Here is a 25,349-nt window from a genome sequence, read left to right as displayed (position 1 = left end):
CCTGGGCCAGGGACGAATTTGGGACCAGAGGCTGGTCACCCCAGGCACCCAGCGGGGGTTATGCCACCAGTGCGTCGGATCTCGGCGCAGCGGCGCCCCGCCCGGCATGGGTACGCAAACCGGCCAGGTGGCTGCGACTGCACGGCAGCACGCTGGCATCGCGCAGATGCACGCGTGCGTCGCCGGAATAGGACGGCTCGATCGCCTGCACCTGCCCCAGATTGACCAGATAGCTGCGGTGGATGCGCACGAACACGGCCGGGTCCAGCTTCGCCTCGATCGCCGCCATGGTGCTGCGCAACGGGTAATCGTGACCGCGCACGTGCAGGTTGACGTAGTTGCCCGAGGCCTGGATCCACTCGATATCGGCGGTCGCGACCAGGAAATCGCGTCCCAGCTTGCGCACCAGAAAACGCTCCGGGCGATCCAGCGGCTCCACTGGCGGGCCTTCGTCAGGTGCGGCGAGCAGGTGCGCCTCGCCCTGACGACGCCGTGCGTACCAGGCCAGTGCGTGCTGCACCGCCACCAGCAGTGCAAAGGTGCGCAGGTCCTTGGACAGCTCGTAGACCCACTGCAGCCAGCCGCCGAAGTCGTAGTGTGCACCGGCCAGGGCATAGACCAGCATGCGCAGCACCACCATGCCGGCGACATGCAGCAGCCACCAGCCCAGTGCAGCCATCACATACGCCGGCAGGCGTCGCACCCAGACATCGGCATGCAACGGCCAGCGTGCGCAGAGCCACACCACCGCCGGCAACAGCAGCAGCGCTGCGGTGGCGCTGCTCAGCTCCCAGCTCAGCACCTGCCACACCACGATGGGCTGGCCATCGCGGCGCGCGGCAAGCCAGGCGGTCCAGACGTTGCCCAGCGCGCTCACATAGAACACCAGCGACCAGATCACCACCGCCCAGCGTGTCGCAGCGCGGCCGGCACTGTCGTGGATGATTGGCGGGCGCGCCCCGATCGATTGCATTGCACACGTCCGCAGTTGGCAGCTGCCGATCATAGAGGCCTGCGCTACAAGGCGAAACCGCCATCCCTGCCGGCCCTATTCGTCCCTGGGTGGGCACAACTGGTCACCGCGGGCCGGGCTTTCCGCCCCTGACACCACTGCTGGAGCGGGGCCGCGGGCAGGATGCAGCCACTCCTTCACCAGCCACCGACCATGACCGAGCGCCGCCACGATATCGATGCCTTGCGCGTTTTCGCCTTCGCCCTGCTGATCCTCTACCACGTGGGCATGGCCTATGTGGCCGACTGGGGGTTCCACCTCAAGAGCGTGCACACGGCCGAGTGGTTGCAGTGGCCGATGATCGTGCTCAACCGGTGGCGAATGCCGTTGTTGTTCATGATCTCCGGCATTGCGATCGGGTTGTCGCAGCCGCAAGCCGCGCCCTGGCGCTTCGCGTTGCGTCGCTGCGGGCGGTTGCTGCCGCCCTTGCTGTTCGGCATGTTCGTGGTGGTGGCGGTGCAGGCCTACTGCCAGGGCGTGAGCAACGGCAAGGTCGCCACCGGGTTCGGCAGCTTCCTGCTGCGCTACTGGCAGGTGCGCCCGTGGCCGGCCGGCAGTTTCGATGGTTGGGAACACGGCATCACCTGGAATCACCTGTGGTACCTGGCCTACCTGCTGCCCTACACCGTGGCGTTGATGGCGCTGGTGTCGCTGGCCAGGCTGGTGCGGCTGCCGGCCTTACCACCGCTTCCCGCCGCCGTGGTGGTGCCGGCCCTGCTGGTGTTGCCAATCCTGTGGGAGGCGTTCTGCGTGATGTGGGTGATGCCGCGGCATCCGCCGACCCATGCGTTGGTTGGCGACTGGTTCGTGCATGCCGAATCGTTCCCGCTCTTTCTCTTGGGCTATCTGCTGGCACGCAACCAACGCTTCTGGGCCTGGACCGTGCAACTGCGCTGGCCCACCCTGGGCTGCGCCCTGCTGGCGATCGGCACCGAACTATCGATCCGCTACGTCGGCAGGCACCTGCCTCCCGCACAACTCGACGCGCTGCTGGCAAGCCTGCCGTGGGACCGCATCGAACGCATCGCGCGTTCCGCCTATACCTGGCTCGCGCTGCTGACGCTTCTTGGCTGGGCCAGGCACCGCTTGAACCGACCGTACCGCTGGCTGCCGTATTGCACCGAAGCGGTGTTTCCCTGGTACATCCTGCATCAGAGCCTGATCATCGTGGCACTGTACTGGCTGGCCCCGCTACATCTGAATGCCTGGCTGGAACCGGCGCTGGTGATCGCCGCAACCGTGGTCGGCTGCCTGGCACTGCATGAGTACGTGATCCGCCGGGTGGGTTGGCTGCGGCCGTTGTTTGGATTGCGTGGACGCACGCAGGCGGTGAACCGCCAGGTCGGTGTTACGGCAGCTGCGTCGTAACAATCTTGCGGACGCACGCTGCTTGCAACGTGCGATTCATTGGGTGGGCCATCTTTGGACGCGCCATCTGGCGCAATCCAAGCTGCGTGTCGGGATGCGTTCGAAACCACCATGTGCCCCGCCCTGTGCGCGCCGCCGTACTGCTCGCCCGATTGCAGCTTCGCCGATCCTGTGGTCGGCATCAGGCGCGCTTGAGGCGATCGGGCCGATGCCTGATCTGCCCTCAACTTGGGCCAAGCGAGCGCTTTCAGCAGCCCACCAACTGATGTCCATCGAGATGACGACAAGTGCGACTGTCGCAAACCTTGGGGCGCCAAGACGCAGATCAGCCAGTGACGGTCACCGGCTCGCAATGCTCCACGATCAACTGCACTGCCGTGCCGCCGCGATAGTCGTCGGCGACCAACCGATAGGCCAGCCGCACCAAGCGCGCGGGATCGCTGCCACGCCAACCGTTGAAGTGGATGGCATTGAGCGGTTCCGCGCGTCCGGGGCACCGCAGTGTCAACTTGAGATGGCGTTCCTTGAGCACGCGGTGCTGCAGCACCTCGAACTGACCATCGAACAGCGGCTCGGGAAAGCCCTGCCCCCATGGACCGGCCACGCGCAGCGCTTCGGCGTGCAGGTGATCGAGTTCGTGCGCGGCCAGTTCGCCGTCGCTATGCAATTGGGCATGCAGCAGCGAGGCATCCACCATCGCCGTCACCTGCGCCTGGAAGGCCTGCTCGAACGTGGCCAATGCCGCATGGTCGATACTCAACCCGGCCGCCATCGCATGGCCGCCGAACTTCTGGATCAATCCGGGATGCCGCGCGTCCACCGCCGCCAGCACATCGCGGATATGCAGGCCGGGAATCGAACGCGCCGAACCCCGCAACTGGCTGCTGCCCGGCTCGGCCGGTGCCAGCGCGATCACCGGACGGTGCAGGCGGTCCTTGAGTTTGGAGGCCACCAGACCGATCACGCCCGGGTGCCATTCGGCATCGAACAGGCATGCGGCGATCGGCAATGCACCATCGCCATCCAGCACCACCTTGGTGACGGCGTGCTCGGCATCATCGGTCATCAACTGCTGCACTGCGCGGCGTTCGGCGTTGATCTCTTCCAGCGTGCCGGCAATCTCGCGGGCCTGGCTCCAGTCTTCGCTGAGCAACAGTTCGATACCCAGCGCCATGTCCTCGAGCCGCCCGGCGGCATTGAGGCGTGGCCCGAGCGCAAACCCGATATCGCTGGCGCTCAGCCGCGCCACATCGCGGCCGCTGGCATCGATCAAGGCACGCAACCCGATGCAGCCCTTGCCCTCGCGCAGGCGGCGCAATCCAGCCGACACCAGCGCGCGGTTGTTGGTGTCCAGCGGTACCAAATCGGCAACGGTGCCGACTGCGACCAGATCCAGCAGCACCGACAGGTCAGGCTCGGCACGCTGGGCGAAGGCGCCGCGTGCGCGCAACACCTGTCGCAATGCCAACAACACGTAAAAGATCACCCCGACCCCGGCCAGGGTCTTGCTGGGGAAGGTGTCTTCGGCCAGATTCGGGTCGACGATCGCATCGGCCGGCGGCAGCACCTCGCCCGGCAGATGGTGATCGGTGACCAGCACCGTCCAGCCGCGCGCTTTGGCTGCGGCGACGCCAGCGTGACAGGCGATGCCGTGATCGACGGTGACCAGCACATCCGGCTGCAACCCCGCCAGTTCGTCGACCAACGCAGGCGACAAGCCATAGCCATGCACCATGCGATTGGGCACGGCGTGGTGCACATCCAGCGCACCGAGCATGCGCAGGCCGCGCACACCGACGGCACAGGCGGTGGCGCCATCGCAGTCGAAATCGCCCACCACCAGAATGCGCCGTTGCTGCGCGATCGCGTCGGCCAGTAGCTCGGCGGCCACGCCGCTGTTGTGCAGCAATTCCGGCGACAACAGCTGGCCCAGTCGCGGCTGCGCGCCTTGCGCATCGGTGACACCGCGCGCTGCATAGATGCGGCGCAGCAGCGGCAACATGGTATCGGGCCAACTGCCGGCCTGCCCGGAGGGGCGCCGGACGATCCGCGGACTCGAGGTCATTGCGCCAGCTGTACCCGCGGCTTGCGCCAGAAACGCCAGCGCTGGGCGTGCGTGAGCGACACGCTTTCGCCGTCCTGAAAGTCCAATACCAACCGATCCAGTTCGCCGCGCGCCATCGCCGCCAACAGCGGCGCCACCGCATCGTCGCTGAACTGCTGCAGCGAACGCAGATGACGCAGATCCACCAGCGCATCGACGCGTTGTTCGCCCTGCGCGTCGGCACCTGCCGCCAGCGCCAGCGCGCGCAGCAGCGATTCGCGGCTGCGCACCTGGCGATGCGGCGAACTCACCGCGTGCGGCAGGACGCCGCCGCCCCAGAACCACAGCGAATTGATGGCCGGCTTGCCGCTGGCGATGCGGCCTTCATTCCACGGATGTTGATGCAGCAGCACCTGCGCCTCGGTCAGCAAGGCCCGCCAACGGCGGCCGCTGTCGCCGGCCGGCAGGTGCTCGAACAAGTCGTCGCCAATGGCGATATCGGGCGGCGCGAAGTCCGGCAATTTCGCATCCGGCGACAGGCGCAGATACCAACGCGATGGCGTGGGCGCGTCCAGCAGAAAACCAGCATCGCCGAACATCGGCTTGAGGATGGGCAAGAGCACCGCCAGATCGTCGGCGGTGGGACCGAGCGCCTCGCCGTAGCCCATCAACCGCGCGCCCTGCATATCCGGCACCACATAGGCCGGATCCGCACGCACCCAGGTGGCGCCGGCGGCATCGCCGGCATCCAGCTGGCGCGTCAACGCGGCCACCGGCCAGTGCGCCGGAGTCAGACTGAAATGGCGCTGCAATTGCGCCACTTCGCCGGCGTCGGCGGTGTGCCCGTCGGCGCGCGCAAGCGCACGCGCCACTGCCGTATCGCCCAGGGTTCCGGGCAGGCGGCGTTTTTCCGGCAGCAGCAATGTGGCGGTGGTCATCGCGCAGTGATGCCGGTCAGTCCAGGTAGGCGACGCTGACGACTTCGTACTCGCGCTGGCCGGCCGGCGCATCGATGGTGACCGAATCGCCTTCCAGCTTGCCGATCAGCGCACGCGCCAACGGCGAGGAGATCGCGATCAAGCCCATCTTGATGTCCGCTTCCAGATCGCCAACGATCTGGTAGCGCTTCTCTTCGTCGGTCTCGGTATCGGCCAGCGTCACCGTGGCGCCGAACACGATCTTGGTGCCGGCCGACAACTTGGTGATGTCGATGATTTCGGCATGCGACAGCTCGCTTTCCAGCTGCTTGATGCGGCCTTCGATAAAGCTCTGTTGCTCGCGCGCCGCATGGTATTCGGCGTTTTCCTTCAGATCGCCATGCGCACGCGCTTCGGCGATCGCATTGATCACCTCCGGGCGCTTGACCGACTTCAGGTGTTCCAGCTCTTCGCGCAGGCGCTGCGCGCCCTTCGATGTCATGGGTGCTCTCATGCTTCCAGCTCCTTGTGCAGTTCCTGCAGCGACCACACGGGGCCGGTGCCGCGGAATTCCAGCGATTGCACCAGCGCCTTGGCGCCGGCGACAGTGGTCGAATAGGTCACGCGATGCTGCAGCGCTTCGCGGCGGATCGAGAACGAATCCGAAATGGCAGCGCGACCTTCAGTGGTGTTGACGATGTAGACGATCTCACCGTTCTTGATCGAATCGACGATGTGCGGGCGGCCTTCGGCCACCTTGTTGACGATTTCGCAGCTCAGCCCGTTCTGCTGCAGCCACGCACCGGTACCGCGCGTGGCCACCAGCGTGAAGCCACGCTCCACCAGCGCCTGCGCCACCGGCAGCACGCGTTGCTTGTCCGGGTCGCGCACCGAGACGAAGGCCTTGCCCAGCGGCGGCGCCTTGATGCCACCGGCTTCCTGCGCGCGCGCGAACGCCGCGCTGAAGCTGCGGCCCACGCCCATCACCTCACCGGTGGAGCGCATCTCCGGCCCGAGGATCGGGTCCACGCCCTGGAACTTGGCGAACGGGAAGATCGCTTCCTTCACCGAGTAGTAGTCCGGCACGATTTCCTTGGTGGCGCCCTGCTCGGCCAGCGTCTTGCCGGCCATGCAACGCGCGGCGATCTTGGCCAGCGGCATGCCGATCGCCTTGGACACGAACGGCACCGTGCGCGAGGCACGCGGGTTCACTTCCAGCAGGTACACGATGTCGTCGCCCGCCTCGTTGACCTGCACCGCGAACTGGGTGTTCATCAGGCCCACTACGTTCAAGCCTTCGGCCAGCATCACCACCTGGCGACGCAGCTCGGCCTGGGTCTGCGGCGAGAGCGAATACGGCGGCAGCGAGCAGGACGAATCGCCCGAATGCACGCCGGCTTCTTCGATGTGTTCCATCACCCCGCCGATCAGCACGTTACCGTCCTTGTCGGCAATGATGTCCACGTCCACTTCCACCGCGTTGTCGAGGAAGCGGTCCAGCAGCACCGGCGAATCGTTGGAGACCTTGACCGCATCGCGCACGTAGCGCGCCAGGTCGGACTCGCCGTAGACGATTTCCATCGCACGGCCGCCCAGCACGTAGCTCGGGCGCACCACCAGCGGGTAGCCGATTTCGCGTGCCAGCACCAAGGCTTCTTCGGCATTGCGGGCGATGCGATTCGGCGGCTGCTTCAGGCCGAGCTTGTCGACCAGCTGCTGGAAACGCTCACGGTCTTCGGCCAGGTCGATCGAGTCCGGCGAGGTGCCGATCACCGGCACGCCGTTGGCTTCCAGCGCACGCGCCAGCTTCAGCGGAGTCTGGCCGCCGTACTGCACGATCACGCCCTTGGGTTTTTCCAGCTCGACGATTTCCAGCACGTCTTCCAGCGTCAGCGGCTCGAAGTACAGACGGTCGGAGGTGTCGTAATCGGTGGAGACGGTTTCCGGATTGCAGTTGACCATGATGGTTTCGAAGCCATCATCGCGCAGCGCCAGTGCCGCGTGCACGCAGCAGTAATCGAACTCGATGCCCTGGCCGATGCGGTTGGGGCCACCGCCCAGGATCATGATCTTGTCGCGATCGGTCGGCAGCGCCTCGCATTCGTCCTCGTAGGTCGAATACAGATACGCCGTGCTGGTGGCGAATTCGGCAGCGCACGAATCCACGCGCTTGTAGACCGGGCGTACCTTCAGCGCGCGGCGCAGCGTGCGTACCGATTCTTCGTTGCTGCCGATCAGCTGCGCCATGCGCGCATCGGAGAAACCGGCACGCTTGAGCATGCGCAGGCGCGGTGCATCCAGCGCCGCCATACCGTCGTCGGCCAACTGCTGTTCGTGGCTGACGATTTCTTCGATCTGGTCCAGGAACCAGGGGTCGATGAACGACAGCGCATACACATCGGCCACCGTCATGCCGGCACGGAAGGCATCGGCGACGTAGAACAAGCGCTCCGGGCCCGGTGCCTTCAGTTCGCGCTTGAGCGTGGCGATGTCGTCCTCGCTGCTCAGGTCCAGGCCGGTCGGATCCAGGCCGATCTTGCCGGTTTCCAGGCCACGCAGCGCTTTCTGCAGCGATTCGGAGAAGGTGCGGCCCATCGCCATCACCTCGCCCACCGACTTCATCTGCGTGGTCAGGCGCGCATCGGCCTGCGGGAATTTTTCGAACGCAAAGCGCGGAATCTTGGTGACCACATAGTCGATCGACGGCTCGAACGAGGCCGGGGTCAGACCGCCGGTGATCTCGTTCTTCAATTCGTCCAGCGTGTAGCCCACGGCCAGCTTGGCGGCGACCTTGGCGATCGGGAAGCCGGTGGCCTTGGAGGCCAGCGCCGAGGAACGCGACACGCGCGGATTCATTTCGATGACGACCACGCGGCCGGTGGTCGGGCTGATGCCGAACTGCACATTCGAGCCGCCGGTATCCACGCCGATCTTGCGCAACACCGCGATCGAGGCATCGCGCAGGCGCTGGTATTCCTTGTCGGTGAGCGTCTGCGCCGGCGCAACGGTGATCGAGTCGCCGGTGTGCACACCCATCGGGTCGAGGTTTTCGATGGCGCACACGATGATGCAGTTGTCCGCGGTGTCGCGCACCACTTCCATCTCGAATTCTTTCCAACCCAGCACCGACTCTTCCACCAGCACTTCGGTGGTCGGCGACAGTTCCAGGCCGCGGCCAACGATCTCGATCAGCTCTTCGCGGTTGTAGGCGATGCCGCCACCGCTACCGCCCAGGGTGAAGCTGGGGCGGATGATGGTCGGGTAACCGACGCGGGTCTGGATCTCCAGCGCTTCTTCCAGCGTGTGGGCAACCGCCGCCGTCGGGCAGTCCAGGCCGATCTCGCCCATCGCCACGCGGAACAGCTCGCGGTCTTCGGCCATGCGGATCGCTTCGCGCTTGGCGCCGATCAGCTCGACGTTGTACTTCTCCAGCACCCCGTGGTCGGCCAGGTCCAGCGCGCAGTTCAGCGCGGTCTGCCCGCCCATGGTCGGCAGCAGGGCATCGGGCTTTTCCTTGGCGATGATCTTTTCGACCGTCTGCCAGTTGATCGGCTCGATGTACACGGCGTCGGCCATGTTCGGGTCGGTCATGATGGTGGCCGGATTGCTGTTGACCAGCACCACGCGGTAACCCTCGTCGCGCAGCGCCTTGCACGCCTGCGCGCCGGAGTAGTCGAACTCGCAGGCCTGGCCGATGACGATCGGGCCAGCGCCGATGATCAGGATGGTTTTTAGGTCGGTGCGCTTTGGCATGGGGGTCCTCAGTAAAGTCGGTCCTGCCACGCCGTAGCGGCGAGCCAGGTAATTTGGTCGGGCGATCGGGCATCGATCGCGCCATGGTCGACCGCGGCGCGAACCTCTCGCTGCATCGCGGCCCAGCTGGGAGCGGCGGCGCCGATGCGCGCGCCAATCCCGTTGTTATGCGCATCCATCGCGCGGCTCGGCGTGCCAACGCCACCGCGTTCCATCACGTCAGTCACCCAATCCACGCAACGCGGAGACAAGGTGTAGGCGACGATGGCGCTCGCAAGGCTGTGTCGGTAGGCATCGGCCGGGCCGTTGCGCCCGCCGGGGAGGCCGGAACCCAACCACTGCGAATACACCGCAATCAACACGAACGCCGGATACATCGACAGCGCCAGCATCGCCAACGCAAACACCCGCCAATGGCGTGTGCGCGGCAGCGAGGCCAGCCCTGTTTTCATCAGGCGCGTGCCGCCATCAGATCCACGAACCGATCGAACAACGGCCCCACATCGCGCGGGCCGGGCGAGGCTTCCGGATGGCCCTGGAACGAGAACGCCGGTGCGTCGGTCAGCGCGATGCCCTGGTTGGTGCCATCGAACAGCGACCGATGGGTCACCCGCACATTGGCCGGCAAGGTGCTTTCATCCACTGCAAAACCATGGTTCTGCGAGGTGATCATCACCCGGCCGCCGTCCAGATCCTGCACCGGGTGGTTGGCGCCGTGATGACCGGTGGTCATCTTGAGCGTCTTGGCGCCAGCGGCCAGCGCCAGCAGCTGATGGCCCAGGCAGATGCCGAAGGTCGGCACCTTCTGCGCGATCAGTTCCTTGATCGCATCGATCGCGTAGTCGCACGGCTCCGGGTCGCCCGGGCCGTTGGACAGGAACACGCCATCGGGTTGCAGCGCCAACACCTCGGCCACCGGCGTGCGCGCCGGTACCACGGTGACGTCGCAGCCGCGCTCGGCCAGCATGCGCAGGATGTTGAGCTTCACGCCGTAATCGTAGGCCACGACCTTGAATGCGCGTTCCTCGCCAGAGCCCGCACTTGCATGTGCGGACTTTCCAATATTCAACGCACCCAGACCCAAAAAGCTGTCTGAGTTCAGATCCAGCGAGCCTTCCTTCCAGTTGTACGTGCTCTCGGTCGAGACCACCTTGGCCAGATCCATGCCTTTCAGGCCGGGGAATTTGCGTGCGGCTTCCAGCGCTTTTTCGACGTCGATGTCGCCGGCCATCAGCGCACCGTTCTGGGCGCCCTTCTGCCGCAGCAGGCGGGTCAGCTTGCGGGTGTCGATGCCGGAGATGGCGACCACACCGCGGGCCTGCAGCCATTCCGGCAAGGCCACCTGGCTGCGCCAGTTGCTGGGGCGGCGCGGCACATCGCGCACGATCAGGCCGGCCGCCCAGATCTTGCGGGCTTCGTCGTCCTGATCGGTGAAGCCCGTGTTGCCGATATGCGGATAGGTCAGCGTGACCATCTGGCGGGCGTAGGAGGGATCGGTCAGGACTTCCTGATAGCCGGTCATGGCGGTGTTGAACACCACTTCACCGACGGAAAGCCCGTTGGCGCCTACGGATTCGCCCTCGAACACGGTGCCGTCTTCGAGGACAAGGATTGCGGGTTGGGTCACGTGGGGGTCTCGCTCTGGCTGCCTGGGACTCCGATGCGCTCCCGGCCAAATTCCGGTTGCAGCAAAGCGCGGACGCGGTGCTGGGGACCGGTCCGACGCTGGTTCGGGCAAGCGAGAATTGTAAAGGCAACTGCCCCGCCATGCCAGTCTGAAGAGCATCGGATGCCGTCGCGGCATCAACGTTGAGGCATGAATAGGCCGCGACGTGCGGCTATCGTTCATGCATGGCTGCGGCGCGCCTACAGCACCAGATCGCGTACGCGGTAGCTGCCTGCCGGCTTGCCGATCAGCCGCTTGGCCGCATGCAAGGCACCGCGCGCGAAGATGTCGCGGTTGGTCGCGCGGTGCACCAGCTCGACCCGCTCGCCCAGCCCGGTGAACTGCACGGTGTGCTCGCCAACGATGTCGCCGGCACGCAGGCTGACATAGCGCGGCTGCGCGCCGCTGCCGGTCGCCGCCTCGCCCAGCGTCAATGCGGTGCCGGAGGGCGCGTCCTGCTTGTGCACGTGATGCGATTCGAGGATGTCGCAGTCCCACCCCGGCAAGGTGCCGGCCGCGCGCTCCACCAGCTCTGTCAGCACCGCAACGCCCAGACTGAAGTTGGACGCCCAGACCAGCGCAATCTGCTGGGCGGCATCGCGCAAGGCCGCACGCTGCGCCTCGTCGAGCCCGGTGGTGCCGGACACCAGCGGCTTGCCGCGCTGCGCGCACAACGCCAGGATCGGTGCGAAGCCCTGCGGCAAACTGAAGTCGATCGCCACATCGAACGCAGGCGCGCCGCCGAGTTCGCTGGCAGCGAAAAACGGCACCCCATCGACCACGCGCTGGGAGGGCGAGCGGCCCACCACGGCGCCGACCACCTGCAAGGTCTGGTCTTCGGCAGCCAATCGCAGCAACGCCTTGCCCATCCGCCCGGAGGCGCCGTGGATCAGAACTTTCACAGCAGAGGTTGTCATGGCGGCAGGCTGGCTTGGCGATGTGGGTGGTACACGATAGCCGGGATTGGGGATCTGGGATTAGCGATTCGTCACTGCGGTGCCCCATTGCGCGCGATGCGGCGTTGCGCAGTGATGCGACCGGTTACTTTCGAGGCGGGCGACGAGGCGTGGCGAACGGTTCCTGGAGATGTACTGCCGAACGGAGAGCCGCAGATGCGACTGGACTCTGCCGATTCCGCAAGCCGGCACGCAGCCAACCCTATGAGGCGATGATGTCGGCCGCTCTCCGCGTGGCTATCGCAACGTAGCGCGCAGTCGTCATGCAGGCGCGGACTGCGCGGCGCAAGCGCGTGCACGTGCTGTACTGGCCGACGTACGCAGCGACCACATCCGCCTGACACTACGCAGTAGTCTTGTTATCCCTCCTCAGTCGCCAATACCATCCAGCCGCTTGCTCCAGCTTTCCACTTCGCTGCGCTGCAGGCGGCGTTCGAAAAGGGTGCGCCAGGACGGCACGAGCGGCAGCTGCAATACCGCGGTGACGGCTGCAACATCGACCTGGCGCGCGTACAGCACCTGCTGAAGACGCGACAGCGGCCAATCCGGATGCGGCCGCGCCTGCAGGGTCAGCAGGTCGCCGGCCGCGACGCTGCCCGGCTGCAGCACGCGGTAATACCAGCCGGTACGGCCGGTTTCCTGCACCCGCCGCGCCAGCTGGCGCACACCAAAACGGTCCGACAGCTTCCAGCACGGTTGTCGCAACTGCGACACCTCCACCACCGCCGTGCCCAAGGTGAAGCGATCGCCGAGACAGACATCGGCTTCGGTCACGCCGACACTGCTGAGGTTTTCGCCGAAGGCACCTGCAGCCTCAAGCAACACGTGCGGACCAAGTTCATCGCGCCAGGCAGCGTAGTGATCGCGCGGGTAATGATGGATGGCCTTGTCCGGCCCGCCATGCACGCGCCGGTCGCCTTGCTCATCGCCCTCCAGGCCTTCGAGGCCCACCTGCACCGCTCCCTGCAGCGCGCGCTTGTCGATCGCGCTGCGGCTGCCAGGGCGAGTGAAGTCGCGCGCGCTGCCGATGGCAACATGATCGATCCTGATCGCGATCGGCGCACCCTGCTCCGCCGTCGCCACCGTCACCCGCCCAGCCCTGGCGACTCGGCCAGCGCCTCGCGCAACAGCTCCCCCAGCACCTGGATGCCGGCATCGATCTTCTCGCCGGGCACGGTGACGAACGACAGGCGCAGCGTATTGGTCTGCGGCAAGGTGGCGAAGAACGGCGCGCCGGGAACGAACGCGACATTGCGCGCGATGGCCCGCGCCAGCAACGCGGTCCCGTCCAGACCCGGCGGCAAGGTCACCCACAAGAACATGCCGCCCTCCGGGCGATTCCACTGCACCTGCGGCGGGAAGTGCCGGTCCAGCGCCTCCAGCATCAAGCCGCATTGACGCGCGTACAGCGCACGGATCTGCGGAATATGGGTCTGGAGAAAATCGTCCTGCAGCGTCTGGTACACCACGCGCTGCGTGAACGATGGGGTGTGCAGATCGGCCGCCTGCTTGGCCTGGATCAGTTTTCCCAGCACCGTTTCGGGCGCCACCACATAGCCCAGCCGCAGGCCGGGCGCGAGCACCTTGGAAAAGGAGCCCATATAGATGACGCCTTCCGGGTTCATCGACAACAGACTCGGCAACGGTTGCCCGCTGTAGTACAGCTCGCCATACGGGTCGTCTTCGACGATCGGCACGCCTGCCTCGGCCGCGCGTGCCACCAAGGCCTGGCGACGCGCCAACGGCAAGCGCCGGCCGGTGGGATTCTGGAAATTCGGCAGGCAATACAGAAAGCGCGCATCGGCCAGCAGCAACGGATCCAGCGCATCCACCACCACGCCGCCCTCGTCCGAAGGCATGCCGACGAATGCCGGCTGGAACAACGAAAACGCCTGCAATGCGCCCAGGTAGCTCGGCGTTTCCACCAACACCTTGCTGCCTTCGTCGATGAAGACCTTGCCGAGCAGGTCCAGGCCTTGTTGCGAGCCGGTGGTGATCAGCACCTGGCTGGGCCGGATGCTGGCGCCATCGCGACTCAGCCGCGCGGCCACCCATTCGCGCAGCGGCGCATAACCTTCGGTTGGGCCGTATTGCAGTGCCGCCTGCGGGGCGTCGCGCAGCACCTGGTCGCTGGCTGCGCGCATGCGCTCCACGGGAAAGGTGGCCGGCGACGGCAGGCCGCCGGCGAAGGAAATGACCTCCGGCCGTTCGGTCACCTTGAGGATTTCGCGAATCGCCGAACTGGTCAGCGCCTGCGCACGTCGGGAGATCTGGAAGGAAGTTGTCATGGCGCAAGCATAGCGAACGCAAGTGGCTGCGGCGCTGTGCAGTGCAGCGACGGATCGCTGACCGCTTGCCTCGCCCGGCACGCAGTCCAAAGGCCGGCAGCACGTCGCCCGCCATCACCAGGCAACCGTGCAGGGTGCACTGCAGCTGCCCTGGCCGCACGACACAAGCCGCAACCAGCGACGATCGCGCCACCGGGCAGCAAGCGCAGTCGTTTGGTCAACTGCGCTTATTGATACGCCGGGCCGACCCAGGCAGTGCCTTCGCTGTGGGCGATGAGCGTCTTCCAGCGCTTGCGGATCACCTTGTCGCGTGTGCGAAAGGTCATGCGCACGCCCGGCAGACCGAGCGTGGCGCGGGTTTCGACTATTGCCGAATGTTCGTCCGCGGCGATATCGATCTTGGTGATGGACTGTTTGTAGTCGATCAGCTCTTCCGGATCGGCCACGTGGCTCATCTGCCGCAGCACCTGTGCCCATTCGCCGTTGGATTTGCAATATTTCTCGCGGTTGGCGGTCTGCCGCTGCTGATGGGAATCCATGCGGTACAGCACCACCATTTCGAATTCCGGCGCGGTCATTGCGCAGAGCGCCTCGCCGTCCTGGCTCAACATCGCCTTGTCGTGCGCGGCATAGAAATCGCGCACCTGCTTCTCGTCGAGCGCGTTGCCGCCATGGTGATAAACACCCGCAACGGCGGCCAGCACCGCCAACAACACCAGCAAACGCATCACCGCCCCCTTGTCTGGCCGCGTCCTGCGGCCGCGCAAGTGTAGACCAGACGCCGGGGATCAGTGGCTGCGGGGCGGTGTCGGGCCGCAGCTGTCGCAACCGCCGCAGGCCGAGACGTTTTGGGCGGCAGGCGGCGCCACGCGACGCCCCAGTGCCTGCATCCATGCCGGCCGCCCGCGGCGCAGCAGCCCAAGCGCAAGCGCGCCACGCAGGCGACGCAATACACCGGGAAACTGTTTCTTCATCACCACCCACAGGCTGACCAGCACTGCGATGGCGATCACCAGGTATTGCAGCGTGAGCGGAAGCGTCATCTCAGCCGGCTCCCAGCAGCACGGCCAGCTGGTAGGTCACCAGCGACGCCAGGTAGGCCAGCGCGAACAGGTACACCGCACTGATGGTCATCTGCTTCCACGAGTTGGTTTCGCGCTTGATCGTGGCCAGCGTGGAGATGCACATCGGCGCGTAGATGTACCAGACCAGCAGCGACAACGCGGTGGCCAGCGACCAACCGTCGCTGATCAGCGGCGACAGCGCCTGGGCTGCCGCGTCGTCGTCGGCAGCGGACAACGCGTACACCGTGGCCAGCGAGGCCACCGCCACTTCGCGCGCAGCCAGGCCGGGAATCAACGCGATGCAGATCTGCCAGTTGAAGCCCAGCGGTGCGAAGAACACTGCCATTGCGTGACCGATACGACCGGCGAAGCTGTAGTCGATTGCCGGCAAGGTGGCATTGGCCGGCGCCTCGGGAAACGACAGCAGGAACCACAGCAGGATGGTCAGCGCCAGAATGATGCCGCCCACGCGCTTGAGGAAGATCCAGGCGCGCTCCCACAGCCCCAGCGCCAGATCGCGCACCTGCGGGACGCGATAGGACGGCAGCTCCAGCATCAACGGGTGCTCGCTCTTGTCGCGCCGCCATTTCTTCATCGTCCACGAGACCAGCAGCGCACTGACGATAGCCGCAGCGTACAGACCGAACAGCACCAGCCCCTGCTGGTTGAAGATGCCCCACACGGTCTTCTGCGGAATGAAGGCGCCGATCAACAACGCATACACCGGCAGCCGCGCCGAACAGGTCATCAGCGGCGCGACCATGATGGTGGCGAGCCGGTCGCGCGGGTCCTGGATGCTGCGCGTTGACATGATGCCCGGCACCGCACATGCAAAACTCGACAACAGCGGAATGAACGAGCGCCCCGACAAACCGGCCACCGACATCATGCGATCGAGCAGAAACGCCGCACGTGGCAGATAGCCGGATTCTTCCAATGCCAGGATGAAGGCGAACAGGATCAGGATCTGCGGCAGGAACACGATCACCCCGCCCAGCCCGGCGATGACGCCATCCTTGAGCAAGCTGTTGAGTGGACCTTCCGGCAGGGTCGCGCCGACCCAATCGCCCAAGGCAGCGGTGCCGCCGTCGATCAGGTCCATGACCGGCGCAGCCCAGGCATAGACCGCCTGGAAGATCAGGAACATCACCACCGCCAGCGTGACCAGGCCCCAGATCGGATGCACCAGCCAGCGGTCCAGCGCATCGTCCACGCGCGAGGTGCGGGTGGGCATGGTCACCGCTGCGCCGAGGATCTGCCGCACCAGCGCGTGATAATTACCGTCGGCCGGCGGATTGGCGGCGGGCGCCGCCAGGCGCGCGGCCTGCGCATCGAGCCGCTCGACCAGCACCTTGGCACCACCGCGCCGCACCGCCACCGTTTCGACCACCGGCACGCCGAGCGCCTGCTCCAGCGCCGGCAGGTCGATGACAATGCCGCGCCGCTGTGCGGCATCCATCATGTTCAGCGCCACGATCATCGGCCGGCCGAGCTCGCGCAGCTCCAACGCAAAGCGCAGATGCAGGCGCAGATTGGTCGCGTCCATCACATAGACCAGCACATCCGGCGCCGGCTCGCCCGGATAAAAGCCACGGCACAGGTCGCGGGTGATGGCCTCGTCCAGGCTCGCCGGTTGCAGGCTGTAGGCGCCGGGCAGATCCAGCACCGCAAAGTCGCGCCCCGACGGTGCGCGGAAGTGCCCTTCCTTACGCTCGACGGTGACGCCGGTGTAGTTGGCCACTTTTTGCCGGCTACCGGTGAGCTGGTTGAACAGTGCGGTCTTGCCGCTGTTGGGGTTGCCAACCAGCGCCAGACGCAGCGGAACGCTGGCAGCGCTCATGCCGATCCTCCCGCATGGCGCACCTGCACGCGCGCAGCCTCGCTGCGGCGCAGGGCAAAACGCGTGTAGCCCACCTGCACCAACAATGGCTCGCGACCGACCGGCCCGGTGGCCAGCACCGTGACTTCCTCGCCTGCGACAAACCCCAACTCCCGCAAGCGCCGGGCGATCGTGTCGTTGGGGAGACGATCCTCCACGGAATCCACGATGGCGGCGCGATGCAAAGGCATGTCGGACAGCGTCACAAAGACGGCCTGATTGTTAGGAATGGTTCTCAATTCTAGCATCGACGCACCGCGTCATGGCTCCGGCGACCCGGCCCGCTATCATGGTTCGCATCCCATTCATGGACGTACGCAATGCAGGACACCGGCTTGATTGTCGAAGACCACGGGGCGGTCCGCACCTTGCGATTGCATCGCCCCGCAGTCCACAACGCCTTCGATGCGACGCTGATCGCCGCGCTGACCGATGCATTGCGCGAGGCTGGCCGGGCCTCGCAGATCCGCATCGTCGTGCTGACCGGTGATGGCGCGGCCTTTTCGGCCGGCGCAGACCTGAACTGGATGCGCGGCATGGCCAGCGCCAACGAAGCGGAGAACGCCGCCGACGCACTGGCGCTGGCGCAGTTGATGCGCACCCTGGATGAACTGCCCAAGCCCACCATCGCGCGCGTCAACGGGGCCGCCTTCGGCGGTGGTGTCGGCCTGGTGGCGTGTTGCGATATCGCCATCGGTTGTACCGAGGCGCGCTTCGGCCTGACCGAGAGCAAGCTCGGCCTGCTGCCGGCGGTCATTTCGCCTTATGTGGTTGCAGCGATCGGTGCGCGCCAGGCGCGGCGCTGGTTCGCAACCGCCGAGATCTTCGATGCCGGCACCGCGCAGTTGCTGGGTCTGCTGCACCAACTGGTGGCCGCCGATCAGCTGGATATCGCCGTGGAGCGGCAGGTCCGTCTGCTGCTGGCTGCAGCGCCGCTGGCCACCAGCAGCGCCAAGGCGCTGGTGCGCTCGGTGCTGCCACCTGCCGACCGCGATGCCATCGATGCCGCCAATGCGGCGTTGATCGCCCGTCTGCGCGTGTCGCCCGAAGGCCAGGAAGGCCTGGGGGCGTTCCTCGACAAGCGCAGCGCCGCGTGGGTGCCGGAGAGCATGGCGTGATCGACCATATCGGCCTGGCCTGCAGCGATCTGCAAACCAGCACCGCGTTCTACCAGGCCGCGCTCGCACCCCTGGGCATCGCGCTGCTGGTGGAACTGACGGCCGCGCAGACCGGCGGCCGCGCGCATGCCGGCTTCGGCACCGAGCGCCCGTTTCTCTGGCTGGGCTCCCATGCGCAGACGCCGGGCACCACCCATGTCGCGCTGACGGCGACCGACCGCGACAGCGTCGATGCGTTTCATCGTGCTGCGCTGGCCGCCGGCGGCCGCGATCACGGCGCCCCCGGCCTGCGCCCGCATTACCACCCACACTATTACAGCGCCTTCGTGCTCGACCCTGATGGCCACAATTGCGAAGCGGTCTGCCACCTCCCCGCATGAGTATCTTTCCGATGTCCCTGGATTCCTTATTCGCGCATTCGGCCGCCACCACGCATGCGGTTGTGGCGATGCCTGTATGCGGTCATGCGCGCCGCGATGTGAGCGCATGAGCGACTTCGTCCGCATTGTCGAAGTTGGCCCACGCGATGGCCTGCAAAACGAAGCGCAGCCGATCGCCACTGCCGACAAGATCGCGTTGATCGATCAACTCTCGGCCACCGGGCTGCGCACGATCGAAGCGACCAGCTTCGTCAGCCCACGCTGGGTACCGCAGCTGGCCGACGCCGCCGAGGTGTTTGCCGGCATCGCGCAGGCGCCGGGCATCGCATATCCGGTGCTGGTACCCAACCTGCAGGGCTACGAACGCGCACGCGCCGCGGGGGCGCAGGAAGTGGCGGTATTCACCGCAGCATCGGAGGCGTTCAATCGCACCAATACCAACGCCGGCATCGACGAATCGATCGAACGGTTTCGGCCAATCCTGCAGCAGGCCGCGCTCGATGGGATACGCGTGCGCGGCTACGTCTCCACCGTGCTGGGCTGCCCGTACCAGGGCGAGGTGCCGGTGACCGACGTGGTGGATGTGGCGCAACGTCTGCACGCGCTCGGCTGCTATGAAATCTCGCTGGGCGACACCATTGGCGTGGGCACGCCGGTCAAGGCGCGTCGGATGCTGGCCGCAGTGGCGCAGGCCGTGCCGATGCCGGCGTTGGCGGTGCATTTCCACGATACCTACGGGCAGGCGCTGGCCAATATCGCGGCCTGCCTGGAGCAAGGCGTACGCGTGATCGATGCGGCCGTGTCCGGTACGGGCGGCTGCCCGTATGCCAGGGGCGCCAGCGGCAACGTCGCCAGCGAAGACGTGGTGTACCTGTTGCAGGGGCTGGGCATGCCCACCGGCATCGACCTGCCCGCCCTGGCCCGCACCGGCCGCTGGCTGGCGCGGCTGCTCGGTCGCGACACCGGCAGCAAGGTCGGCAAGGCGTTGGCTGCCGCCGGCTGAGGTCTGCCTGCCCGCGCATCGCGCATCACCTACCACCGCGATCACGCAGGGGCTTGGGCTAGAATGGCCGACCGCTCCGCCGATCGTTCGTTTGCCGCCACCACCGGCCATCAACGCGACTCAGGGAACCACCGCATGCAGCCATCTTCTGTCCTTGCCATCGTGACCGGCGGCGTCTCCGGCCTCGGCCTGGCTGTCGCACAGCGTCTCGTGGCCGACGGCGGCAAGGTCGCGCTGTTCGATGTCAACACCGACAAGGCCGAGGCGGCGCTGGCGCTGCTCGGTGCCGGCAACGCGCATTACCTCGCCACCGATGTCACCGATGAGGCCCAGGTCGCGGCCAATGTGGCGCAAGCCGCGCAGGCGCTGGGCGGATTGAATCTGGTGGTCAATTGCGCTGGCATCCTCGGCGCCGGCCGCGTATTGGGCAAGGAAGCGCCAATGCCGTTGGCCACCTTCCGCAACACCGTGCTGGTGAATCTGGTCGGCAGCTTCAATGTGGCCAAGGCCGCGGCCGATGTCATGCAACACAACACCACCGGCGATGACGGCGAGCGCGGCGTGATCGTCAATACCGCCTCGGTCGCCGCATTCGAGGGCCAGATCGGCCAGGCAGCATATGCGGCGAGCAAAGGCGGCGTGGTCGGCATGACCTTGCCGATGGCGCGCGAACTGGCCCGCTTCGGCATCCGCGTGATGACGATCGCGCCGGGCGTGTTCTGGACCCCGATGGTCGACGGCATGCCCGAGGCCGTGCAGCAATCGCTGGCCGCCTCCATCCCGTTCCCCTCGCGCCTCGGCCAGCCCGACGAATACGCCGACACCGTCGCCTTCATCCTGCGCAACCGCTACCTCAATGGCGAAGTGATCCGCCTGGACGGCGGCGTGCGGTTGGCGCCCAAGTAGCGGGGATTGGGGAATCGGGAATGGGGAATCGTAACGGCGCCCTGCTCTCAGCACCCCGGCCCCGGCTTTTTCGATTTCCCATTCCCTACTCCCGATTCCCATGAAAGCCAACGACATCAAGAAAGGCAACGTCGTCGAATACAACGGCGGCATTTACCAGATCCGCGACATCGAACGCAGCTCGCCGCAGGGCCGCGGCGGCAATGTGCGCTTTCGTTTCATCATGTACAGCGTGCCGGGCGGGGTGAAAACCGATGCCAGCTTCGATGCCGACGACAACCTGCCGGAAGTCGAGCTGCTGCGCCGGCAGTCCACGTTCTCGTACAAGGACGGCGAGGCGTTCGTGTTCATGGACGACGAAGACTTCACCCCGTACACGCTGGATGCGGACGTGATCGGCACCGACGCCGGCTACATCACCGATGGTCTGACCGGCATCTATGTGCAAGTGATCGACGAGCAGCCGGTGGCCGTCCAACTGCCGCAGACGGTGACGCTGGAAGTGGTGGAGACTCCGCCGGAATTGAAGGGCGGCACCGCCACCAAGCGGCCCAAGCCGGCCAAGCTCAACACCGGCATGGAAATCATGGTGCCCGAGTACATCACCAACGGCGAACGCGTGCTGGTCAACACCACCACGGGCGAATTTGCCGGTCGCGCCGACTGATGCGTCGCGTGGCTGTTGTCGTGGCCGTGGGTGTGCTGGCGGCCTGCAGCGTGCAGCAAGCACCGACGCAGGCCGCAACGCCTGCGCCGGTGGCCTGCACCGATCCCAAGGTGGAAGAGGAATGGCTGCAGCATCCGGCAGGCCTGTGCGGCATGCCCGAGGAGGTGCGCAAACTGGTCGAGGACTACGACACCTGCGAGCACTTCGCCGGCGAAGAGCCGTATGACGCCGACCGCCGGCATGAGATCGAAGTGGCCGTGGCACAGTTCTGCACCCCGGCACCGGCACGCCTGGCCAAGTTGATGCAGCAGTACCGCAACGATGCGCATGTCAGCCAATGGCTGCGTCAGTATGCAAAGCAAGCGGATCTGCAACCAGCCGGCTGAGATACATCGGCTCAGATGACAGCTGTGTGCCGATGCGATGGGTTACTCCTGCTAGTGGCAGCGTCGTCAGGACTCACAGCTGCGGACTGCCGCCCTTTCTTTCTCGCCGCGAGAAGATGGCGCGCCGCCCCCTCAATGAGGGCGAGGCAATTCGGGAGACTGCTGGCTGCCCTACCCTCACCCCAACCCTCTCCAATGGGAGAGGGCCAAGCAGTTCATCCGTTCCAATCAGGGTCGCGATTGCGCATGCGCAGGGGCGAGCACATCGGCGGCGGCCGCATCACCGCGCGCAAGCACGCGCAGGCGCGCACGCAAACGTTCCACATTCGCTTCGCCCTGCTCCAATCCATTGCGCACGTTGGCCGGCAGTTGCTGCCGTCCAGCCACCTGCAGCTGTTTCCAGCCGCCGACCAACACCGCGCTTTCCCGCGCCACGCGCGCGCTCAGCTGTTGCTGCTCGTCCGCTTGCGGCAAGCCATACCCCGCGCTGCCCAGCAGCACCGCCGGACGACTGAGTTGCGCCTGGCGCGCGAACAACGCTTGCAGCTGTCCCTGCACCGCGTCGCGCGCGGCCATGCCCGGTTGCAACAGGCGCTTGAGCGCATCGCGCGCCAGTAATTCCTGACGACGCAGGGCCGCCTGTTCCAGCAACAATGCCGCTGCAGTCTCGCGCAGGCCACCGCGTTCGAACCATTGCGCGCGCACCTCGGGCGCGGCATCCAGCCACTGCGCGACAGTGGTTTGCGGCACCGCGATGCCGCGCCGAAGGACATCGAACATGGCCTGGTAATGCGCCTCCGCCGATTCGAAGTAATAGCCCTGACGGAGGGCTTGTGCACGGTCGTCCAGCACCCGCAGATCGGCGATGCCGGCACGCTGCAATCGCTGCCGCACTCCGCGCGGCGTGATCGAGGACAAGTTCGCTGCAGCCAGGCGCGGCACCCCGTCATGCAGCAACTTGTAGGTCTCCACCGCGCAGTTGTTGCCGATGAAGTAATAGCGCCCGTCGTAACTCCAATGCACCTGCGCGGCGCGCTTGAGCAGGGCCGCGATCTCATCGGGCGCCAGCGTCAGCGGCACCGACGACAGGGCACGCAATTCCACCTTGGTGTATTCGTCGACCACCTGGTTCAACGGCAGCACGAACAGCCGCGACGGATACGAGCCGGTGAGCCCACGCCAGCTGGAAATCTGCACATCGCCCACGAACGCGCGGAACGACAGCACACGGTGGTACTGCAGATCCAGCCGGCATGCTGGGCCCGGTGCGTGCCCGGGTGCACAGATCACCAGGCGCAACATGCTATGGCCCCAGCGGCTCATCGGCTGCTCGTTGCCCTCTGCAAGCAGATAGTCCACCGCGTACACGCGCGCCGGATCCAGCGACAGCAACGACATCGCACCGGCATCGTTGTCGGCCTGCAGGTACGGCAACGCAGTCTCGCAGGGCGTAGCGCCCTGCGGCGTACCCAGGCGCTGCGCAAACCAGGCCGCCAGCGCAGGGCGCCGGCAGGCGTAGTCGCCGTCCAGCACGTAATGCTCGAGATTGACCGCAACGAACTCGGCCGGGCTGCGACGTTCGTACGCATCCGGGCTGCGGTCGCTGAACCGATTTGCGCCGCGCCCTACCCGCCACGGCCGTACCTGCCAGCCGGCAAGATCGCGCAGCCGCGGATCGTGCGACAACGCGCTGTGTGCGCCGCGATCGAGCACATGCGCCAGTTCGTGTATGAGCGCAGCCATCGCCGCGCGCGTGGCAGCCGCGTTGCGATCGGAACGTGCGTCGTCTGATTGCGCGCTCCACGCCTGCAACAGCGCGCGATCGAGCAGGATGCGATTGCCGATTGCACGGCCGTGTACCTGCGCCGGCAGATCGGTGCGCCATTGCAGCTGGATCGGGGCGGTCATCCGCTGCGCCCAGCCTTGCGGCAATCGCTGCGTGCCCTGCTGTACCAGCGCATTACTTGCTTCGATTTCCGCCGCTGGCAAATCCGACGGAACAACCTCGAACAACAGTTCGGCCTGCGCCGGCGGTGCGATCAAGGCGGCCAGCAGCAGCCAACCGCACCGCCGGCGCAGACTCACTGGGCCAGAATGGACTGCGCCAGCTCCAGGTCGCTGGCCAGCCGCGCCGCGTCGCTACGGCTACGCAACTGCACCAACGCCGCTTCCAGACGCGCGCCGCGGATGACGCCATCGCTGGCGACAAAGCCGGCCGCATCTTCGCGGGCGTCGGCCACCACCTTGTCGTCGCCGGAACTGCTGCCGGAAGAATTGGACGAGCCAGCCGACGAGGCACCTGCCGAAGTGCCGGCCAGGCTGGATGCGAACGCTGCCAGCGGCAGCAGCGTCAAAGCGCAGAACACGAGGGAGCGCATCATGGGCTGATCGATTCCGTGTGAAGGTGCTGGAAGACTAACCGGCGGGCGTGTTGGCAGGTGCGTCATGCGTCTCGAACAGCTTGCCGGGATTCAGCAAAAGATGAGGATCGAGCACATGTTTGATGCCGCGCATCAAGGCGATTTCCTCGGCAGAGCGCGTGCTCCATAGATAGGCCTTCTTGACCAGACCGATGCCGTGTTCGGCGGAAATGCTGCCGTCGAAACGCTGCAGGGCCTGCGCCAGCAACTTGGTGACCTGATCGCAGGCCGCAACGAAATCGGCCTGGCTGGTGGCATCGGGTTTGAGCACGTTGATGTGCAGGTTGCCATCGCCGATATGCCCGAACCACACCACATCGAAGTCCGGATACGCATCGTGCAGCAACGCCTGGGTTTCGGCCAGGAACGCCGGCATCGCCGAGATGCGCACCGACACGTCGTTCTTGTACGGCGTGTAGCGCGCCAGCGCTTCGGTGATGCCTTCGCGCAGGCGCCACAGTTGCGCGGCCTGCGCATCGCTCTGGCTGATCACGCCATCGCTGACCCAGCCCTGCTCCATGCAGGTCTCGAAGGCCGCCATCGCGGCAGCTTCCTGCGCCTCGTCGCCTGCCGCGAATTCGGTGACCACGTAATACGGGTGAACCTCGGCGAACGGCGCCTGCGCGCCATGCGCAAGCACATGCTCCAGCGCGCGATCGGTAAAAAATTCGAAAGCCTCCAGGCGCAGCTGCGCGCGAAACGCGGCGAACACCTGCATCAATACGTCGAAGGACGGCAATGCCAGCAGCATCACATTGCTGGGCGGCGGCGGGTCGGTCAGCCGCAGCGTGGCCTCGACCACGATGCCCAGCGTGCCCTCGGAGCCGATCATCAGATGCCGGAAGTCGTAGCCGCTGGAATTCTTCACCAGCGCATTGTTGAGTTCCAGCAACTCGCCGCTACCGGTGACCACCTTCAACCCGGCCACCCATTCGCGCGTATTGCCGTAGCGGATCACCCGGATGCCGCCGGCATTGGTGGCGATATTGCCGCCGATCGAACACGAGCCGCGTGCCGCAAAATCCACCGGGTACACCAGCCCCTGCTCGCGCGCGGCGTTGTGCACCGCTTCCAGCGGCATGCCGGCCTGCACAGTGAGCGTGCGATCGACTGCGTTGAGATCCAGCGGTTTGTTCAAACGCTCCAGGCTCAACACCAACTCGCCGTTGGCCGCCACTGCGCCGCCGGACAAGCCGGTGCGCCCGCCCGACGGCACCACCGCCACGGCTTGCGCGTTCGCCCAACGCACGACCGCCTGCACTTCCTCCACCGAGCCGGGCAAGGCGATCGCGAGCGGGTTCGGCGTCCAGCGGCGTGTCCAGTCGCGCCCGTAATGCTCCAGGTCGGCCGGCTCGGTCTTCAAACGCAACGCAGGCACGGCCTGTTGCAACGAAAGGATGCGGGGATCGGTCATGGCACGCGGCGCTGCGGTAGGAACCGCACAGCGTGCCAGCGCCGGCCTGCCTCGTCCAGCCGGCGCACTCCCGGCCGACGCCGCGTTGGATTCAGCTGAAACCGTTGC

At 66.1% G+C, this 25,349-nt stretch carries 24 protein-coding genes; 7 read left to right on the top strand and 17 right to left on the bottom strand.

Features of this window, described 5'->3' with window-relative positions:
• Window positions 1-58: 58 nt before the first annotated feature.
• Complete coding sequence (locus EO156_RS03960; protein WP_026007247.1) at window positions 59-1,006, bottom strand: LytTR family DNA-binding domain-containing protein; 948 nt, start codon at window positions 1,004-1,006, stop codon at window positions 59-61.
• Between the two features lie 159 nt (window positions 1,007-1,165).
• Between EO156_RS03960 and EO156_RS03955 the strand changes: the two genes are divergently transcribed.
• Window positions 1,166-2,380, top strand: coding sequence for an acyltransferase family protein (locus EO156_RS03955; protein ID WP_016851217.1), 1,215 nt, complete (start codon window positions 1,166-1,168; stop codon window positions 2,378-2,380).
• Between the two features lie 325 nt (window positions 2,381-2,705).
• On the opposite strand, the gene recJ is transcribed toward EO156_RS03955, so the two are convergent.
• From recJ to EO156_RS03890, 13 genes are all read right to left on the bottom strand, one after another.
• On the bottom strand, window positions 2,706-4,445 hold the full coding sequence (recJ, locus tag EO156_RS03950; RefSeq protein WP_016851216.1) for a single-stranded-DNA-specific exonuclease RecJ: 1,740 nt from the start codon (window positions 4,443-4,445) through the stop codon (window positions 2,706-2,708).
• Window positions 4,442-5,362, bottom strand: a complete 921-nt coding sequence (locus EO156_RS03945; RefSeq protein WP_005915426.1) for a hypothetical protein — start codon at window positions 5,360-5,362, stop codon at window positions 4,442-4,444. The genes recJ and EO156_RS03945 overlap by 4 nt, the downstream gene beginning before the upstream one ends.
• A 16-nt stretch (window positions 5,363-5,378) precedes the next feature.
• Entirely contained in the window at window positions 5,379-5,843 is a 465-nt protein-coding gene (gene greA / locus EO156_RS03940; protein WP_003486289.1) for a transcription elongation factor GreA, read from the bottom strand.
• A gap of 8 nt (window positions 5,844-5,851) precedes the next feature.
• Window positions 5,852-9,094, bottom strand: a complete 3,243-nt coding sequence (gene carB / locus EO156_RS03935; RefSeq protein ID WP_003486287.1) for a carbamoyl-phosphate synthase large subunit — start codon at window positions 9,092-9,094, stop codon at window positions 5,852-5,854.
• Between the two features lie 8 nt (window positions 9,095-9,102).
• Window positions 9,103-9,546, bottom strand: coding sequence for a hypothetical protein (locus tag EO156_RS03930; protein ID WP_005915422.1), 444 nt, complete (start codon window positions 9,544-9,546; stop codon window positions 9,103-9,105).
• Complete coding sequence (gene carA, locus EO156_RS03925) at window positions 9,546-10,721, bottom strand: glutamine-hydrolyzing carbamoyl-phosphate synthase small subunit (protein WP_016851215.1); 1,176 nt, start codon at window positions 10,719-10,721, stop codon at window positions 9,546-9,548. The genes EO156_RS03930 and carA overlap by 1 nt, the downstream gene beginning before the upstream one ends.
• Before the next feature lie 239 nt (window positions 10,722-10,960).
• Complete coding sequence (gene dapB, locus EO156_RS03920) at window positions 10,961-11,677, bottom strand: 4-hydroxy-tetrahydrodipicolinate reductase (protein WP_005915418.1); 717 nt, start codon at window positions 11,675-11,677, stop codon at window positions 10,961-10,963.
• Window positions 11,678-12,085: 408 nt separating this feature from the next.
• The gene (locus EO156_RS03915) at window positions 12,086-12,805 is read right to left on the bottom strand and encodes an MOSC domain-containing protein (protein ID WP_016851214.1); all 720 of its coding nucleotides are present in this window, start codon (window positions 12,803-12,805) and stop codon (window positions 12,086-12,088) included.
• The gene (locus EO156_RS03910; protein ID WP_026007246.1) at window positions 12,802-14,004 is read right to left on the bottom strand and encodes a PLP-dependent aminotransferase family protein; all 1,203 of its coding nucleotides are present in this window, start codon (window positions 14,002-14,004) and stop codon (window positions 12,802-12,804) included. Before EO156_RS03910 ends, EO156_RS03915 begins: the two co-directional genes overlap by 4 nt.
• Window positions 14,005-14,231: 227 nt before the next feature.
• On the bottom strand, window positions 14,232-14,732 hold the full coding sequence (locus EO156_RS03905; RefSeq protein WP_029828929.1) for a hypothetical protein: 501 nt from the start codon (window positions 14,730-14,732) through the stop codon (window positions 14,232-14,234).
• Between the two features lie 60 nt (window positions 14,733-14,792).
• Entirely contained in the window at window positions 14,793-15,047 is a 255-nt protein-coding gene (locus EO156_RS03900; protein WP_011051184.1) for a DUF6587 family protein, read from the bottom strand.
• A gap of 1 nt (window position 15,048) precedes the next feature.
• On the bottom strand, window positions 15,049-16,908 hold the full coding sequence (locus EO156_RS03895; RefSeq protein WP_005931040.1) for a ferrous iron transporter B: 1,860 nt from the start codon (window positions 16,906-16,908) through the stop codon (window positions 15,049-15,051).
• Entirely contained in the window at window positions 16,905-17,153 is a 249-nt protein-coding gene (locus EO156_RS03890) for a FeoA family protein (RefSeq protein WP_003486267.1), read from the bottom strand. Before EO156_RS03890 ends, EO156_RS03895 begins: the two co-directional genes overlap by 4 nt.
• Before the next feature lie 114 nt (window positions 17,154-17,267).
• Here EO156_RS03890 and EO156_RS03885 point away from each other — a divergent pair, with 114 nt between their 5' ends.
• The 6 genes from EO156_RS03885 (at window position 17,268) to EO156_RS03860 (ending at window position 21,407) form a co-directional block, all read left to right on the top strand.
• Window positions 17,268-18,065 carry an enoyl-CoA hydratase-related protein gene (locus EO156_RS03885; RefSeq protein ID WP_003486265.1) on the top strand — a complete coding sequence of 266 codons (798 nt, stop codon included), beginning with the start codon at window positions 17,268-17,270 and terminating at the stop codon, window positions 18,063-18,065.
• The gene (locus EO156_RS03880) at window positions 18,062-18,445 is read left to right on the top strand and encodes a VOC family protein (protein ID WP_003486262.1); all 384 of its coding nucleotides are present in this window, start codon (window positions 18,062-18,064) and stop codon (window positions 18,443-18,445) included. Before EO156_RS03885 ends, EO156_RS03880 begins: the two co-directional genes overlap by 4 nt.
• 106 nt (window positions 18,446-18,551) lie before the next feature.
• Window positions 18,552-19,448, top strand: coding sequence for a hydroxymethylglutaryl-CoA lyase (locus EO156_RS03875; protein ID WP_003486259.1), 897 nt, complete (start codon window positions 18,552-18,554; stop codon window positions 19,446-19,448).
• A 135-nt stretch (window positions 19,449-19,583) separates the two neighbouring features.
• Window positions 19,584-20,354 carry an SDR family NAD(P)-dependent oxidoreductase gene (locus EO156_RS03870; RefSeq protein WP_026006758.1) on the top strand — a complete coding sequence of 257 codons (771 nt, stop codon included), beginning with the start codon at window positions 19,584-19,586 and terminating at the stop codon, window positions 20,352-20,354.
• Between the two features lie 100 nt (window positions 20,355-20,454).
• Complete coding sequence (gene yeiP, locus EO156_RS03865; protein WP_003486255.1) at window positions 20,455-21,021, top strand: elongation factor P-like protein YeiP; 567 nt, start codon at window positions 20,455-20,457, stop codon at window positions 21,019-21,021.
• Entirely contained in the window at window positions 21,021-21,407 is a 387-nt protein-coding gene (locus EO156_RS03860) for a hypothetical protein (RefSeq protein WP_005915400.1), read from the top strand. Before yeiP ends, EO156_RS03860 begins: the two co-directional genes overlap by 1 nt.
• Before the next feature lie 228 nt (window positions 21,408-21,635).
• Here the strand turns inward: EO156_RS03860 and EO156_RS03855 are convergent, their stop codons facing one another.
• The 3 genes from EO156_RS03855 to EO156_RS03845 are packed head-to-tail and all read right to left on the bottom strand — an operon-like array spanning window position 21,636 to window position 25,241.
• Complete coding sequence (locus EO156_RS03855) at window positions 21,636-23,492, bottom strand: DUF4105 domain-containing protein (RefSeq protein ID WP_016848635.1); 1,857 nt, start codon at window positions 23,490-23,492, stop codon at window positions 21,636-21,638.
• Window positions 23,489-23,788 carry a DUF2388 domain-containing protein gene (locus tag EO156_RS03850; protein ID WP_005915396.1) on the bottom strand — a complete coding sequence of 100 codons (300 nt, stop codon included), beginning with the start codon at window positions 23,786-23,788 and terminating at the stop codon, window positions 23,489-23,491. The genes EO156_RS03855 and EO156_RS03850 overlap by 4 nt, the downstream gene beginning before the upstream one ends.
• Window positions 23,789-23,822: 34 nt before the next feature.
• Window positions 23,823-25,241 carry an FAD-binding oxidoreductase gene (locus EO156_RS03845; RefSeq protein WP_016848636.1) on the bottom strand — a complete coding sequence of 473 codons (1,419 nt, stop codon included), beginning with the start codon at window positions 25,239-25,241 and terminating at the stop codon, window positions 23,823-23,825.
• Between the last annotated feature and the right edge of the window lie 108 nt (window positions 25,242-25,349).

This window comes from Xanthomonas sp. DAR33341 (assembly GCF_003992815.1).
GTDB lineage: Bacteria > Pseudomonadota > Gammaproteobacteria > Xanthomonadales > Xanthomonadaceae > Xanthomonas > Xanthomonas cissicola.
The sequence above is the reverse complement of the archived record's forward strand: the minus strand, read 5'-3'. Positions and strand labels throughout refer to the sequence as shown.

What these genes read in the sequence shown, in the direction of transcription:
- EO156_RS03910 (WP_026007246.1), bottom strand. Translation starts at nt 14,004, where the DNA reads ATGACAACTTCCTTCCAGATCTCCCGACGTGCGCAGGCGCTGACCAGT.
- EO156_RS03945 (WP_005915426.1), bottom strand. Translation starts at nt 5,362, where the DNA reads ATGACCACCGCCACATTGCTGCTGCCGGAAAAACGCCGCCTGCCCGGA.
- EO156_RS03850 (WP_005915396.1), bottom strand. Translation starts at nt 23,788, where the DNA reads ATGATGCGCTCCCTCGTGTTCTGCGCTTTGACGCTGCTGCCGCTGGCA.
- EO156_RS03905 (WP_029828929.1), bottom strand. Translation starts at nt 14,732, where the DNA reads ATGCGTTTGCTGGTGTTGTTGGCGGTGCTGGCCGCCGTTGCGGGTGTT.
- EO156_RS03875 (WP_003486259.1), top strand. Translation starts at nt 18,552, where the DNA reads ATGAGCGACTTCGTCCGCATTGTCGAAGTTGGCCCACGCGATGGCCTG.
- EO156_RS03885 (WP_003486265.1), top strand. Translation starts at nt 17,268, where the DNA reads ATGCAGGACACCGGCTTGATTGTCGAAGACCACGGGGCGGTCCGCACC.
- carB (WP_003486287.1), bottom strand. Translation starts at nt 9,094, where the DNA reads ATGCCAAAGCGCACCGACCTAAAAACCATCCTGATCATCGGCGCTGGC.
- yeiP (WP_003486255.1), top strand. Translation starts at nt 20,455, where the DNA reads ATGAAAGCCAACGACATCAAGAAAGGCAACGTCGTCGAATACAACGGC.
- recJ (WP_016851216.1), bottom strand. Translation starts at nt 4,445, where the DNA reads ATGACCTCGAGTCCGCGGATCGTCCGGCGCCCCTCCGGGCAGGCCGGC.
- EO156_RS03900 (WP_011051184.1), bottom strand. Translation starts at nt 15,047, where the DNA reads ATGACGCTTCCGCTCACGCTGCAATACCTGGTGATCGCCATCGCAGTG.
- EO156_RS03955 (WP_016851217.1), top strand. Translation starts at nt 1,166, where the DNA reads ATGACCGAGCGCCGCCACGATATCGATGCCTTGCGCGTTTTCGCCTTC.
- greA (WP_003486289.1), bottom strand. Translation starts at nt 5,843, where the DNA reads ATGACATCGAAGGGCGCGCAGCGCCTGCGCGAAGAGCTGGAACACCTG.
- EO156_RS03845 (WP_016848636.1), bottom strand. Translation starts at nt 25,241, where the DNA reads ATGACCGATCCCCGCATCCTTTCGTTGCAACAGGCCGTGCCTGCGTTG.
- EO156_RS03895 (WP_005931040.1), bottom strand. Translation starts at nt 16,908, where the DNA reads ATGAGCGCTGCCAGCGTTCCGCTGCGTCTGGCGCTGGTTGGCAACCCC.
- EO156_RS03870 (WP_026006758.1), top strand. Translation starts at nt 19,584, where the DNA reads ATGCAGCCATCTTCTGTCCTTGCCATCGTGACCGGCGGCGTCTCCGGC.
- EO156_RS03930 (WP_005915422.1), bottom strand. Translation starts at nt 9,546, where the DNA reads ATGAAAACAGGGCTGGCCTCGCTGCCGCGCACACGCCATTGGCGGGTG.
- dapB (WP_005915418.1), bottom strand. Translation starts at nt 11,677, where the DNA reads ATGACAACCTCTGCTGTGAAAGTTCTGATCCACGGCGCCTCCGGGCGG.
- EO156_RS03960 (WP_026007247.1), bottom strand. Translation starts at nt 1,006, where the DNA reads ATGATCGGCAGCTGCCAACTGCGGACGTGTGCAATGCAATCGATCGGG.
- EO156_RS03860 (WP_005915400.1), top strand. Translation starts at nt 21,021, where the DNA reads ATGCGTCGCGTGGCTGTTGTCGTGGCCGTGGGTGTGCTGGCGGCCTGC.